Annotated in this window: 11 protein-coding genes; 8 read left to right on the plus strand and 3 right to left on the minus strand. The window is 65.1% G+C overall.

Features of this window, described 5'->3' with window-relative positions; translation table 11 throughout:
• Positions 1–7 precede the first annotated feature (7 nt).
• From L0B83_RS07420 to wsfD, 7 genes are all read left to right on the plus strand, one after another.
• On the plus strand, positions 8–853 hold the full coding sequence (locus L0B83_RS07420; protein WP_234757768.1) for an inositol monophosphatase family protein: 846 nt from the start codon (positions 8–10) through the stop codon (positions 851–853).
• A gap of 239 nt (positions 854–1,092) precedes the next feature.
• Positions 1,093–2,238: a non-hydrolyzing UDP-N-acetylglucosamine 2-epimerase gene (gene wecB / locus L0B83_RS07425; protein ID WP_268820697.1), complete on the plus strand. Its 1,146-nt coding sequence runs from the start codon at positions 1,093–1,095 to the stop codon at positions 2,236–2,238.
• A gap of 129 nt (positions 2,239–2,367) precedes the next feature.
• Positions 2,368–3,654: a PVV-CTERM domain-containing choice-of-anchor G protein gene (locus L0B83_RS07430; protein ID WP_234757769.1), complete on the plus strand. Its 1,287-nt coding sequence runs from the start codon at positions 2,368–2,370 to the stop codon at positions 3,652–3,654.
• Positions 3,655–3,700: 46 nt separating this feature from the next.
• Entirely contained in the window at positions 3,701–3,889 is a 189-nt protein-coding gene (locus tag L0B83_RS07435; protein ID WP_234757770.1) for a hypothetical protein, read from the plus strand.
• A gap of 96 nt (positions 3,890–3,985) precedes the next feature.
• A complete protein-coding gene (locus L0B83_RS07440; protein ID WP_234757771.1) occupies positions 3,986–5,347 on the plus strand; it encodes an XrtP-associated glycosyltransferase in 1,362 nt (453 codons plus the stop codon).
• On the plus strand, positions 5,347–5,892 hold the full coding sequence (xrtS, locus tag L0B83_RS07445) for an exosortase S (protein ID WP_234757772.1): 546 nt from the start codon (positions 5,347–5,349) through the stop codon (positions 5,890–5,892). Before L0B83_RS07440 ends, xrtS begins: the two co-directional genes overlap by 1 nt.
• Before the next feature lie 61 nt (positions 5,893–5,953).
• Entirely contained in the window at positions 5,954–7,432 is a 1,479-nt protein-coding gene (gene wsfD, locus L0B83_RS07450) for a glycan biosynthesis hexose transferase WsfD (RefSeq protein ID WP_234757773.1), read from the plus strand.
• Here wsfD and L0B83_RS07455 read toward each other — a convergent pair.
• From L0B83_RS07455 to L0B83_RS07465, 3 genes are read right to left on the minus strand one after another with little or no spacing between them, the layout of a single operon-like run.
• Complete coding sequence (locus tag L0B83_RS07455) at positions 7,429–8,076, minus strand: helix-turn-helix domain-containing protein (RefSeq protein ID WP_234757774.1); 648 nt, start codon at positions 8,074–8,076, stop codon at positions 7,429–7,431. The two genes, wsfD and L0B83_RS07455, sit on opposite strands and share 4 nt — an antisense overlap.
• Positions 8,073–9,203: a hypothetical protein gene (locus tag L0B83_RS07460; RefSeq protein WP_234757775.1), complete on the minus strand. Its 1,131-nt coding sequence runs from the start codon at positions 9,201–9,203 to the stop codon at positions 8,073–8,075. The genes L0B83_RS07455 and L0B83_RS07460 overlap by 4 nt, the downstream gene beginning before the upstream one ends.
• A gap of 11 nt (positions 9,204–9,214) precedes the next feature.
• Positions 9,215–10,411 (minus strand): sensor histidine kinase, encoded by a 1,197-nt coding sequence (locus L0B83_RS07465; RefSeq protein ID WP_234757776.1) that lies wholly within the window; start codon positions 10,409–10,411, stop codon positions 9,215–9,217.
• 175 nt (positions 10,412–10,586) lie between these two features.
• Here L0B83_RS07465 and pcrA point away from each other — a divergent pair, with 175 nt between their 5' ends.
• Positions 10,587–13,163 (plus strand): DNA helicase PcrA, encoded by a 2,577-nt coding sequence (gene pcrA / locus L0B83_RS07470; protein ID WP_234757777.1) that lies wholly within the window; start codon positions 10,587–10,589, stop codon positions 13,161–13,163.
• Positions 13,164–13,334 lie beyond the last annotated feature (171 nt).

Consider the following 13,334-nt stretch of genomic DNA (forward strand, 5'->3'; position numbering starts at 1 on the left):
TGGACCCATGACCACTGGCAGGCACTCCGCCGCAGAACTTGATCCTTCGCTCGACGACTACGATCTCGCTGCGGCCCTGGTCCGGGAAGCCGGGCAGCTTGCCCTGCTGATGCGGATGGGCGGGTTGCAGGGAGAACGGAAGACCTCGGTTTCGGACGTGGTAACCGCCGCGGACCATGCGGCTGAGGCTTACGTCCTTGAGCAACTGCGGCGCTGCCGCCCGGATGACGGGATCCTGGGTGAAGAGGGAAGTGCGGTGGCAGGAAGCAGCGGCCGCACCTGGGTGATCGATCCCGTGGACGGTACGTACAATTTCCTGCACGGCTCTACGTATTGGTGCTCGGCGATCGCGTTGAAGCAGTCGCAGCCGGTCCCGGACGGCGTCCCCTCGGATGATGCCGACGTCATTCTCGGAGCCATCTATCAGCCGGAACTCGACAAGCTCTGGATCGGCGGCGAAGGCCGTCGCGCGACCCTCAACGACGAACCGATCGCAGGACCCTCGGCGGCTGCCTTGGCTGAACTCGGCGCCGCGACCTACATCCACCCCACCTGGCTCGCCGATCCCCGCGCCGCCATGCCTTGGCATGCTGCGGCGGTGTCCGCGGCTGCATTGCGCATGTTCGGTTCGGGATCCTGCGATCTCGGCCGCGTGGCCGACGGCGAACTGGGCTGCTGGTTCCAACACAGCTGCCCCGAGTGGGACTGGCTCCCCGGCAAGGCGATCGTCCGTGCGGCCGGCGGGGACACCGACGTCGTGCGCGTCAATGGCCTGGACTGGTTCCTCGCGGGAGGCCCGACGGCGGTCCGGGAGTTGCGCGCGGCGCTTACCTCGGTGCCGCAATTCGCCTGAGCATGCGCCAATTCGCCTGAGCATGCGCCTTCCTTGGCTTGAGGGATGGACATAGCGCCTCGCTTCCTGTGAGCATGCGCCTCCCTCGGCTTGAGGGATGAACATAGTGCTGTTATGTCCACTGGTTCATCCATAGAGGGGGCATGTCCCTAGGGGATTGACCCTAATGGGGAGTGCTCCGGGCGGGGCCCTGGGCAGTTGTTAGTCTCCGGACGGCAGCTCAAGCCCAGGGGGAAATATTGGATAAACGCACCGTCCTGCTCGTTTACGGGACCCGTCCGGAGGCCATCAAAATGGCGCCGCTGGTCCATGCTTTGCGAGCAACAGACCGGTACGAGGCGCCCGTGGCGGTAACCGGGCAGCATCGGGAAATGTTGGATCAAGTAAACGCACTGTTCGGCATCAGTCCCGATCATGACCTGAACATCATTCAGCCGCGTCAGACGCTTGCCGGGATCACGGAGAAAACAATCCAAGGTGTCACGGAAGTGCTTCGCAACGTCATGCCGGACGCGGTAGTGGTCCAGGGAGACACCACCACCGCCATGGCCGCCGGCCTTGCCGCGTTCTACCAGGGAATTCCGGTGGTCCACCTCGAGGCCGGACTCCGCAGCGGCAACCTGACTTCACCTTTCCCGGAGGAAGCGAACCGTCGCTTGCTCGGGCAAATCGCCACGCTCCACCTCGCGCCTACCGCCACAGGCAAGGACAATCTGCTGTCCGAGGGCGTCCCGCCGCAGAACATCGTGGTCACAGGAAATACGGTCATCGATGCGCTGTTGGGGACTGTGAAAAGGGACATAGAGTTTGCGGAACCCGCACTCCGGGCCATCACGGCGCGCCGCAGAATCCTGCTGGTGACCATCCACCGGCGCGAAAACCAGGGCAAGGCCATGGTGGGCGTGGGCAAGGCTCTCGCGCGGCTCGCTGCGCAATGCCCCGGGATGGAAATCGTCCTTCCCCTGCACCGAAATCCAGCCGTCCGGGAGGCGGTCCTGCCGGAAGTCGCAGGGGTCCCGAACATCACCATCACGGAACCACTCGGCTACGTGGATTTCACCAAGCTCCTGAGCCTGTGCCACGTGGTCCTCACGGACTCGGGCGGCGTCCAGGAAGAGGCGCCGGCCCTCGGGAAACCCGTCCTGGTGATGCGTGACAACACCGAGCGCCCCGAGGCCGTGGCGGCGGGCACGGCACGGCTTATTGGGACCGATGAGCAAACAATCGTGGATGCCGTCAACGCTTTGATAACGGACTCCGCACAGTATTCGGCGATGGCAAAGGCAGTGAACCCCTACGGCGACGGCGGCGCGGCGGAACGTGCTGTGGCGGCCATCGACTCCCTGTTGGGAATGGGTCAGCGACGCCCGGACTTCGTGGCTTAACCCATTCGGGTACCTTCGGAAAGCACTCGCTCCAGGGCTTGTTTACTTTCTCCTCGGGGGACGCGTGTCCTCCGAGGTTTCCGTTGCAGCGCGCCCGGCGTGATTGCAACTTTCACAAGGGGGCAAGACTTGAATACGAGACACAGGAAATGGTCCGCGGCGGTAGGCGTCAGCGCCGTCGCAGCGTTGGGTTTCGGCCTGGTAGCGGCACCCGCCGCAACTGCCGGACCAACTGACGTAATTTCTTCGGGCAGCGGACAGATCATCGACGGCAGCGTTCTTGCGATTCCGAACTTTGCCGGCATCGCTTCCAACGGCGCCGCAACGGCCCAACAGATCGGCACTCCGCCGTCCGGCCCCGCCGTCATCGAAAACAGCACCCCGCTGGATCTTTCCGCCGCCTTCGGCATCGTGAACGTCGGCGCGGGAAACATTCCCTTGCTCGGCAACAACGGCATCATCCAGCTGGGCGCAGTCAGCCAATACGGCAAGGCCGTCAATGACGGATCCTCGGCGGCGTTCTCCGGCACGGTTTCCGGTGCACCGGGCCTCGTCACCCTGCCCGGCGGCCTGCCGACGTCGGGCAGTCCCGGCATCCCCGCGGCTGAAATCAAAGCCGGCACGGCCAGCATCCTTGGTGGAGCGGACCTCGTGAACCTGGACCTGAAGATCACCACGCTGGCCGCCGCCGCCAAGCAGGACCAGGGGGCAGCCCCGGTGGGCGCCTATTCGGTTGCCGGGGTATCGGCGGATCTCGGCGGAACGGTCATTGGCGGAGTTTCCGGCACTGTTGGCACCGCCATCAACACCGCCAATCTTGTCCTTGCTCCCTTGGGCGTCACTGTGGTGAATCCTGTTGCGAACGGCACGATCTCCATCACCGAGGCAGACATCCTTGCCGTTGCCGGTGTGCCCAGCCTGAACGCCCTGCCTCCGGGCACGGACCTCGTCTCCTTCCTGCCGCAGGCTGTTGCCGCCAAGATCACGAGCCTGGTCAACTCGACGCTCGCCAGCGCGACCGCCGCTGTCAACGCCCTCGGACCGATTGCCCAGCTCACTGCCGGCCCTGCCCTGGCAACGCTGACCGCCACCTTGAACGGCGTTGTGTCCGGACTGTCCTCGACCATCGTGACCCCGTTGACCAACGCCTTGACCGCCCTGGTCTCGGCCAAAGTCAACGTGCAGCAATCCAACGGCGGCGTCTTCACCGAGCGCGCGCTCCAGGTGGGTGTGGCCGGCGGCAGCATTGCCACCGTCGACCTCGCGAACGCCACCGTGGGTCCGAACCTGCTTGCCGCGGCAATCCCGGTGGCCAACAACGAATCCTTGGCTGTCAGCGGCGCAGCGGGATTGCTGACGCTTGTTTGCTGGTTGCTGGTCCGTGCACGCCGCCGGACAGCGGTTCAGGCCGCCTGACTGCAGCTGCCCTCACCAGGCAAGGACGACGGAAGGAACGTGCAGCATGTATGGAAATAGTTCGACCACCGGGGGCGCGGTGGCGGCGGGCGGCGGTACCCTCGCCGCCACCGGAGCACCGGCCATGGGCTGGATCATCCTCCTGGGCATTGCGCTGTTGCTCGCAGGCCTCGTGGTCCTGCGCAACAGCAGGCTCAAGGCCGCGAAGCGGGCAGCCGGTCGCAAGGATTCCTAGCTGCAACATCGGCGGGACGGCTCTGTCTCAGGGGCCGTCCCGCTCCACCTTTTTCTTGCACCGCCATCAACGGCCTTAAAGCACTATCGGGGAGAAATGTCCGTACTCGAGTCCGCCCAGGCTCTGGCATTCGTGTTGTTGGTGCTGTTCCTGGCCTACATCGCCGTGATCATGGTTCCGTTCCTCCGCAGGACGGCCGATCCGGAGGGAATACCCGGGGGCTTCACGTGGCACGTGTTCATCCCCTGCCGCGACGAGGAAACAGTGATCGGGAATACCCTCGCAACATTGCGGAGGCAATTCCCCGAGGCGCACGTCTGGGTTGTGGACGATGCCAGCGAAGACGGCACGGCCCACATCGTGCAGAGCGCGTCCGCGGCCGATCCACTGGTCCACCTTGTGCGCCGCAGCCTCCCGGACGCACGCTCGGGCAAGGGCGACGCGCTGAACGCGGCGTACCGGGCACTTGACGCCTGGCTGCCTCCTGAAGCCGGCCGGGAAACGGTGATCGTCATGGTGCTCGACGCCGACGGGCTCATGTCCGAGAATGCGTTCCGGCAGGCGGCCGGACCGCGAGCCTTCGGGGACCCTGAGGTGGGAGCAGCCCAGGCCGCTGTGTGGATGTCCAACCTGGATGACCCGGCACTCAGGACGGCCAGGGGATTCGGACGCGTGAAGCAGGCCTTCGCCCGTTACCTCATCCTGATGCAAGACATGGAATTCCGCACCACCATCGCCGCCATGCAGTCGCTCCGGCGCCACACCCTGACCGTTGGTTTGGGCGGCAACGGGCAGTTCACCCGGCTTTCCACCCTCGACGCGATCGCCAGGACCTCCGGGGAGCCGTGGCATGGAGCCCTGCTGGAGGACTACGAGCTGGCGATCCACGTGATGCTCAGCGGCTACAAGACCGTCTACATGCATGACGCCCACGTTTCGCAAGAGGCACTTCCGGGGCTTCGCCGGCTCCTGACCCAAAGGACCCGCTGGTGCCACGGCGGAATGCAGTGCAGCAGGTATCTGGGGAGAATTTTCGAGTCTCCGTACTTCAGCAACATCGGGGCCATCGAATGCAGCTATTTCCTCCTCCAACCGTTTATCCAGATGATCGGCCTGGCCTTATGGCCCACCCTGTTCATCGCGATGGTGGCCCAAGGCTCGCTCTCAATGGGCGGTTTCCAGGCGTGGCTGGCAGCGTCCTGGTTCATCATCCCGCTCATCATCATCACGGGCATTGCGCCATTCGCCTTGTGGGGTCCCGTCTACCGTAAGCAGGCAGCCCCGGACAGGAGCCGGCTCGCGGGAGTCCTGTGGGGCATTGGCTACTGGCTCTACATGTACCAAAACTATGTATCGGTGTTGAGGGCAAGCTACCGCTTGATTACAGGTCGGCAGGGCTGGGCGAAGACCCGGCGCAACAACGAAAACGACGCCCAGCTGCTAGCGAAGGAAGCCTAGTGTCCACAACTGTCAGCCCCCGCGCCGCAACAGTCCAAACCAATCAGGGCGGGACCCTCCCCGGGCTGGCATGTTTGGCGGCGGCCGTACTGGCCGTGCTGCAGCAACAGAGCATCCGCAGTTCCGAGGCCTGGGCAATGGCCTGGGTGTTCGACCGGGTGCTTGGAGGATCGTCCTACAGTGTTCGCGACATCATCTTCCACAACATCGGGGGCGGGCAGCCTTTTGGCTTGGTCGTGACTGGATTGTGCTCCAGCGCGGTACTGATCGCCCCGGTCCTGGCCTTGTCCGGCGTCCTGTTCCTCATGGGCCGCATCGCGGTGCCACGATTGGCCCGGGCCGCCGCTTTTGCGTTGCTGCTTGTCGTCGTGAGCAACGGCTTGAGGTTCCTCATGATTGCGGGCGCCCAGCAGGCGTGGGGCGAGCAGGGTTTCAGCATCATGCACCATTTCGTCGGTTCCTTTGTGGTCATCATCGGCTTTGCTGCAGCCGTCATTGTCCTGGTCAGCGCCGGTCGGACCAGCCGGAGACGGCGTGCCGGATAGCGCGGCGAAGCGGGCTGGAGACGGGGCTGTTGCGGGGTTGCTGCTAGTCCGCAGGAAGAACGTGACCGCCGGCGTGCTGCGCTCCGCGGCCGCCTACCTGGCCAGGACGTTCGGGCCGGGCTGGGTCGGACCTCGCGATGTGGGGCCGGCCGCGGCGGCGCTCCGCTTGCGCGGCGTCGCCGGGTTGTCCGGCACCCTTGCCACGATGGTCATGATCTTCCGCCTGTTCGTGCCCCGGACCGTTGGCATGGCCGACCACGGGAGCGGTCACCAGCTGCTTTCCGGTTTCACCGGATCCGGAGAGCCGGTCCCTTCCTCGCAATTGCTGCTCTTGTGGCTCGGCAAATGGCTCACGCCGGTGTTTGCTTGGGGACCCGGACTGGACACGCGCGCGGTGGGGATTGTCTGCTGTGTTGCCCTTGGTGCCCTCGTCGCCGGACTTGTGGCCGTGTTGCCCGGGCGGGCGCCGTTCCGGGTGCTGATCGCCGCGCTCGTCACGCTGGTCACCGCGGACGGTGTGTTCGCTGATTTCTTCGTCTCCTCCTACCGCGAGCCCGCGGCGTTCCTGGGCACACTTGCCGTGGCGGTCGCGCTGCTCCACTACTGGAACGGCGGAGGACCGCGCTGGGCTTCGGTGCTGATGGTGTTCCTCGCGGCTGCGTTCACTGTCTCGGCCATGCCCCAGATGGTGTCGTGGTTGCCAGTACTTGCCTTGGGGCTGCTGTGGTTGCCTGCCGCGAGCGGTCGACGCCGGGGCGTGGCCGGTGCCCGACGCCGGGCGGGCTCCGTGCGTGGCCGGTGGCGGGCGTTCGTTGTGCCCTCGGCGGCCGTGATAGCTGTTGCGGCGGTTGCCGTCGCGTCCCTCTCAGTTGAGCCCAAGCGTGCCACGGAAGAGAAGCTCTACAGCGCAGTCTTCGCGTCGATCCTGCCCGGCAGCCCGGACCCGGCAGCGGATTTGACGTGGCTCGGCCTGGACAGCAGTTTCGTCACGGCCACGGGCAGCACCATGGACTCCGTCAATTCAGCGGTCTACAACCCGCATTACGCCCAATTCGGGGAACAGATCAATCGGGGCAAGATCGCTGCCTTCTTTGCCACACACCCGGAACGGCTGATCGGCATGGGGGAGCGGGGGATCGCTGCCCTCCTCACGCCCGAACTCCGCAACGGGGGATCGTACCTGTCGGATTCGGGCGAAGGACCCGGTGTCAAGGAACGCCGGGTGCCCGTTGTCCTGGGCCTGTACACGGCGATGAAAGCGGCGCCGGTTGCGTTGGTGGGCGTGCATTTGTTGACGCTGCTTTTGGGCTTCGCCGTCGCCGCTCGACGGAAGTCAGGGCTTGGGCGCCTTGCCGTGGTGATGGTCCTCGGCTGCTGGTCGCAGTTCTGGGTTGTCCTGCTGTTCGAAGGGCCGCCCCGGCTCAACACCCGGATGATCGTGGCCGGGTACATGTCGGCATTGTGCATTCCCCTCCTGGTGGCTTTGCTGAGCATTCTTGCGTCGAAATCGAAGCCGCAATCGAAGCTGCACGCCGGCTAGCTCAGCCAGCCGTCTTTTCGCAGCTGTTCCTGGAGGCTGATGATGTTGCCCACGTTGAAGCCCGCGGCCGCATAGCGTTGGCGCACCCGGTACAGGTGGGATTTGACGGTCTGCTCGCTGATTGCCAACAGATCCGCCACCTCCCCGATGCTTCGAGGTGTGGGGCCAAGATAAAGCTCCACAAGCCGCCGTTCCCTGATTGACAACTCGACCCTCGTGCTGGCCGTTGCTTCAAGCAAGTCTTCGATATCCGGATGAAGGTATCGCCGGCCCGAGGCCGCGGCGCGGATCGCGGCCGCGGTGTGGCTGGGATCGGCGGACTTGGGCACAACGGCCAGCGCGCCGGCGTCGAGGGCTGAGTTGATGGCGACCACGGGCTGCTGGTCAGCCAACAGGACTACTTGCATTCCGCGCGCCCTGAGCGAAGACACGAACACGGCAGGATTCGGGTCATCCCGTCCGTGCGGTTCCCCGACGACGGCGACATCGGCTTGGGCGGCTCCGTCGCCTTGGGGCCAGCGGCCTTCCGGCTGCCAACTCGAGGCGCCGGCCAGGACGCGGATTTCCGGAGCATGGATGAGAAGCCATTGTGACAAGGAGTCGATCAAGAGCTGGTGGCGGTCGATGAGCAGAACCCGGGTCACGGCCGCCGCCCCGCTGTCTCCACCACGATGCTGCAGCCTTCGCCGTCATTGTGCGCTTTGACGCGGCCCAGAGAATCCAGTTCGGTCCACACTAGGGGCGGGAGATGGTTCTTGTGTACTCCGCCAATGCGCCACGTGAGCAGTGCGCCGTCCTGGCCGGACTCTTCGGCAAAAAAGTGGATGCGATGCGCCGTTCCCGGCCGCGGGGCGGCGCGGCGCCGGTGCGGACCCACGGCCATCAGCATGGTGGCCGCCAGGATGGCGGGGCGTGAGGTCTCCGGAAGCTCTTCCACCACCAAAGTAGGCCGGGCAATAATGACGCTGCCGGCCAGGCCCTCAAGTTCCAACGCCTCAGCAAGCCAATTATCGGACCATTCCTCCAGCAACAGCCGGCGCACATGGCCCGCGAGCTCCCGCGCTTCGGTGGCCGTTGCCCGGTCGACGGGCACGGATGGTGCCCGCGCCACCTTCACGAACAATTCATCGATCCGGGACTTGGCGATCGTCAATTCGAGCTCCTGTGCCGACGTTTTGGCGTTGAGGGCCCGGGTCAGGGCGTCGAGCCGCTCGCTCAGGCCGCTCGCAGCCTTGCGCTGGATGGCGTCCCAGCGCAGCAGCACACTCACCGTTCCGGCCACACCGGGAAGGAGCGAAAGGAACAGGATATTCGACGTCGAGCGCGGGTCGGCTTCCGGAGTGAAGGCGTAAAGGGCCGTCGTGACCGACGCGGCCGCCACCGTGAGGGCGGCGAACCCGCGAAGGTTCCAAAGGTGGGACACCAGGAGGACGGCGACCCCGGAGAGCAGCGCATGTGTGCCGACGAGGGCGAGCCCCGTCTCCTGCGTGGTATCCAACGCCGCACAGGATCCTGAAGCAATGGACAGGGCCAACCACGTCACACGCAAACCGGCCAGCCGCGCCCGCGGGGTGGCGGCACCGGAGGCGTGGACGGCGACGATGAGCCCCGCCATGTCCAGGCCGGCGGCCATCAGGCGCCAAGGGGGAGCGCCCGCCTTGTAGACGGCCTCACCAGCGAGATAGAAATCCAGGATCCACAGCACGAAGCACGCTGTCGCCAGAATTCCACGGGATACGAAGAGGGGGCCCTCCACGCTGGACCGCGACATGGCCGGCATTGTCATGCGGCCGCTGCCTCGAGCAGGATCGTGGTACCGCGCCCGGGGGCGGAAAAGACCCCGGCACGTCCACCGGCATCGCGCATCCGTGCCAAAACCGATTCCTTGACACCCAGCCTGTCAGTGGGGAGTTCCAAGGGGTCAAATCCACAACCGGAATCGCTCACGACCACTGACACGTGATCCGAAGTCCGGGACAGCAGGACATCCACATGTCCCGAGGCGGCGTGCCTGTCGGCGTTCAGGATGCATTCATCCACGGCCGCCAACAAGGCGGCCTGGACGGGCCCGGGGAGCGGTCCGGTCGTCCCGTGGATCTCCACGCGGAAGCCGTCCCTTGCGCGGTTCTCGGCGATGCGCCGCAGCAGGACTGTGAGTTCGCCGGGTTCCGGTGCGTCAGCGGGCGGAGCGTCAATGTCGACGCCGGTCCATCCAAGCAGCGGGAGTCCCGGCCCAGCGGCCGCTCCCGTGGAGGCCGCCGTTCGCGAGGAGGCGCCGCCGTCGAGCATTTCCCGCAGTTCCTTCGACGTGAGACCGGCGCCCTGGCGGCCGATGACGGTGAGGGTGCGCAAGGCGGTGTCATGCAAATGCCTCGTCTTCCAAGCCACGGCGCTGCGCCGGTTCTGTGCCACGACGTGGGCTGCGACCGACTCTTGGCGGACGGCAAAATCTCCCCAGTACAGGGCCAATGCCCGTGGCCCGCCAAGCCGCATCGCCAACGTGATGGTCCAGCTCGCCGCGAGTATGGCAGCGCTCACGGGACGGACGCCTACCACCGAGGCTGAGATCACCGCGTACCCCAGAACGAGAAGGAATGCCACAAAGGTGAAGAGGATCGAGCGCCAGGTATTGCGCATCGAGAGGACGAGGACCGAACTGGCCGAGAGGACCAGGGTGTACGAGAGGAAAACGGGGTCGAACTCGTCGCGCTGTTCCGAGCCCAATAGTTCCGCAAGGAGGATCAGCCCGAGCAGAACGACAAGGCGCCGGGGCCACGCATCAGAGCGGAGCATGAGTGCGAAGCAAACCAGCACGGCCGCCAGGACCAGGTACGCGCCAACGAATTCCCAGAACTCAAGCCGCTCGGCCGCGGCGAGGAACAGGCTTGAGGCCGTGGTGATGCTCAACCCGAGGAGGGTTCCGTATTTCGACACCACATCGGGGCGGCGCGTGCTCCACGCCCCTTGTCTTAACCGCATGCCGTTCCTTCGGACTGTCCGGCGAGCCAGCGAACTCGTAGCTCCTAAGAAGCATAATTCGGAGGGCACTTCGGAGCCGCGGTATTTCCCGACTGGACACTTTTTTGACGCGGCCCCGGAGGAGATTCGTGCCGGTCCATCAGTGTCAGGGGCACCGCCTAGACTGGTAAACACCATGGATATGTTGTTTGACCCGTACGCGGATGGCCCCTTCAAAGCGGCAAGCCGAGCTGCCGCCAAGGCCGCACCGGCCATGCTTGCACGCGCCGGAAGCGGTCCCGCGTCCGGCGGCCCTGTGTCTGGTGGGGCTGTGCCTGGCGGTCCTGTGCCCGGTGGATCTGGATCTGGTGGGCCTGCGTCCTGGGGCGGCGCGCCCGACGGCGGGCGGGAAGGCAGCCATGCGGGTCTGCCCGCGTCGGAGGCATTGCTCGAAGGGTTGAACCCGCAGCAGGAGGAAGCCGTCAAACATGCCGGCAGCCCATTGCTGATCGTCGCGGGAGCGGGTTCAGGCAAAACCCGGGTGCTGTCGAACCGCATCGCGTACCTGATCGCGACCAGGCGTGCCCACCACGGCGAAATCCTGGCCATCACCTTCACCAACAAGGCTGCCGCGGAAATGCGGGAACGCATCGAAGCCCTCGTAGGTGCCCGCGCCAAGGCCATGTGGATCTCCACGTTCCACTCCTCTTGCGTGCGCATCCTGCGCCGCGAGGCTGCCAACGTTGGCCTGAACTCCAACTTCTCCATTTACGACTCCGCGGACTCCCTGCGCCTCATCACCCTCGTGGCGAAGAACCTGGACCTTGACCCCAAAAAGTTCGCGCCCAAAGCGATCCAGCACAAGATCTCGGCCCTCAAGAATGAGCTCATCGACGCCGACGATTTCGCGTCGGCCGCCAACCACAACGAGCCCTTCGAACAGGCCGTGGCTGAGGTGTTCAAGGGCTACACGCAGCGGCTCCGCCAAGCCAACGCACTGGACTTCGATGACCTCATTGCCGAAACGGTCTACATGTTCCGGGCCTTCCCGGCGCTCGCCGAGTCCTACAGGCGGCGTTTCCGGCACGTCCTCGTGGACGAATACCAGGACACCAACAACGCACAGTACGCATTGGTCCGCGAAATCGTCGGTGAGGGTCCCCAGGCGAGCGAGCTGACCGTCGTCGGCGACTCAGACCAGTCCATCTACGCGTTCCGCGGTGCGGACATCCGCAACATCGTCGAATTCGAAAAGGATTACCCGGAAGCCCGCACCATCAAGTTGGAGCAGAACTACCGCTCCACCCAGAACATCCTGAGCGCGGCCAACTCAGTCATTTCGCGCAATCCCAACCGCCCGGACAAGAAACTCTGGACGGCCGAGGGCGACGGCGAGAAGATCATCGGCTACGTGGGGGAGAACGAGCACGACGAAGCCCAGTTCATCGCCAAGGAGATCGACCGGCTCCAGGACGAGGAAGGACTGCGTCCCGGCGACGTCGCGATCTTCTACCGCACCAATGCCCAGTCCCGTTCCATTGAAGACGTCCTGGTCCGGGTGGGGCTGCCGTACAAAGTGGTGGGCGGCACCCGCTTCTACGAGCGCAAGGAAATCAAGGACGCCCTCGCGTACCTTCGGGTCCTGGTGAACCCGGACGACGACGTCAACCTGCGTCGGGTCCTCAACGAACCCAAGCGTGGAATCGGCGATCGTGCTGAAGGCGCCGTGGCCGCCCTCGCCGAGCGGGAGCGCACCTCGTTCATGGCTGCGGCCCGCAAGGCGGACCAGGCTCCCGGCATGGCCACCCGCTCCGTGAACGCGGTTCTCGGCTTCGTGAAACTCCTGGATGACCTGGCCGAAGTGGCTTCGGGATCCGGGGCCGCCGCAGCTTTGGAAGCCGTACTGGAACAGACGGGGTACCTTGCCGGGCTCCGTGCCAGTAACGATCCCCAGGACGAATCCCGTGTGGAAAACCTCGCCGAACTGGTGGCGGTGGTCCGCGAATACGAGCGGGACAACCCCGAAGGCTCACTGGGTGAGTTCCTGGAGCAAGTCTCCCTCGTAGCCGATGCCGACCAGATCCCGGACGCTCCCGAGGGATCCTCCGAGGACGCTGCCGCCGCCGTCGCGGAGGCCAAACGGATGGGCGTGGTCACGCTCATGACCCTCCACACAGCCAAGGGCCTGGAATTCCCCGTGGTCTTCCTGACCGGCATGGAGCACGGGCTGTTCCCGCATCAGCGGTCCGCAACCGATCCGAAGGAATTGGCAGAAGAGCGTCGGCTGGCCTACGTAGGCCTCACCCGCGCACGGAAGCGCCTCTACGTGACGCGTTCAGAAGTACGCAGCATGTGGGGCCAGAGCCAGTACAACCCTGCCAGCCAATTCCTCGAAGAGATTCCCACCGGACTCGTGGAGTGGAAACGCGAAGGCACCTCCCGGCAAGTGAGCGGCTGGGGCAATGCCCCCATCGATTCCGGACGCTACGGTGGCTCCTTCTGGGGAGCGGGTACCTCCCGCGGGGCTGCAGCCAGCGCTACGGCGGGCTTCGACGCCGACGTGCCGGCCGCCGTCGTACGCAATCGGGTCCAACCGCAGAAGGAAGTGATCGCCGTCGTCGTGGGCGACAAGGTGAACCACACGAGCTTCGGCAACGGCACCGTGATCGGCGTCGAAGGTGCCGGAGACAAGACCGTGGCGAAGGTGAAGTTCGACGTCGGTGAGAAGCGGCTGCTGTTGCGTTACGCGCCGCTGACCAAACTGGATTCGTAGCGGCTGATAGGCCGGAAAACCGCGTCATATAGCGGTTTTTCTACGGCTGATAGAAGTGTGTGGTTACTCACTTAACGGGTACTGTAGAACCGGCTGCCCTCCCCGGGGGGCTAAAGTTCCGAGAGGAACTTGCGTAATGTGACCGGTTGCCTGGCGGCCGCGCGATGCGCA

Origin of the sequence: Arthrobacter alkaliphilus, from assembly GCF_021483235.1 — a bacterium.
Classification (GTDB): domain Bacteria; phylum Actinomycetota; class Actinomycetes; order Actinomycetales; family Micrococcaceae; genus Arthrobacter; species Arthrobacter alkaliphilus.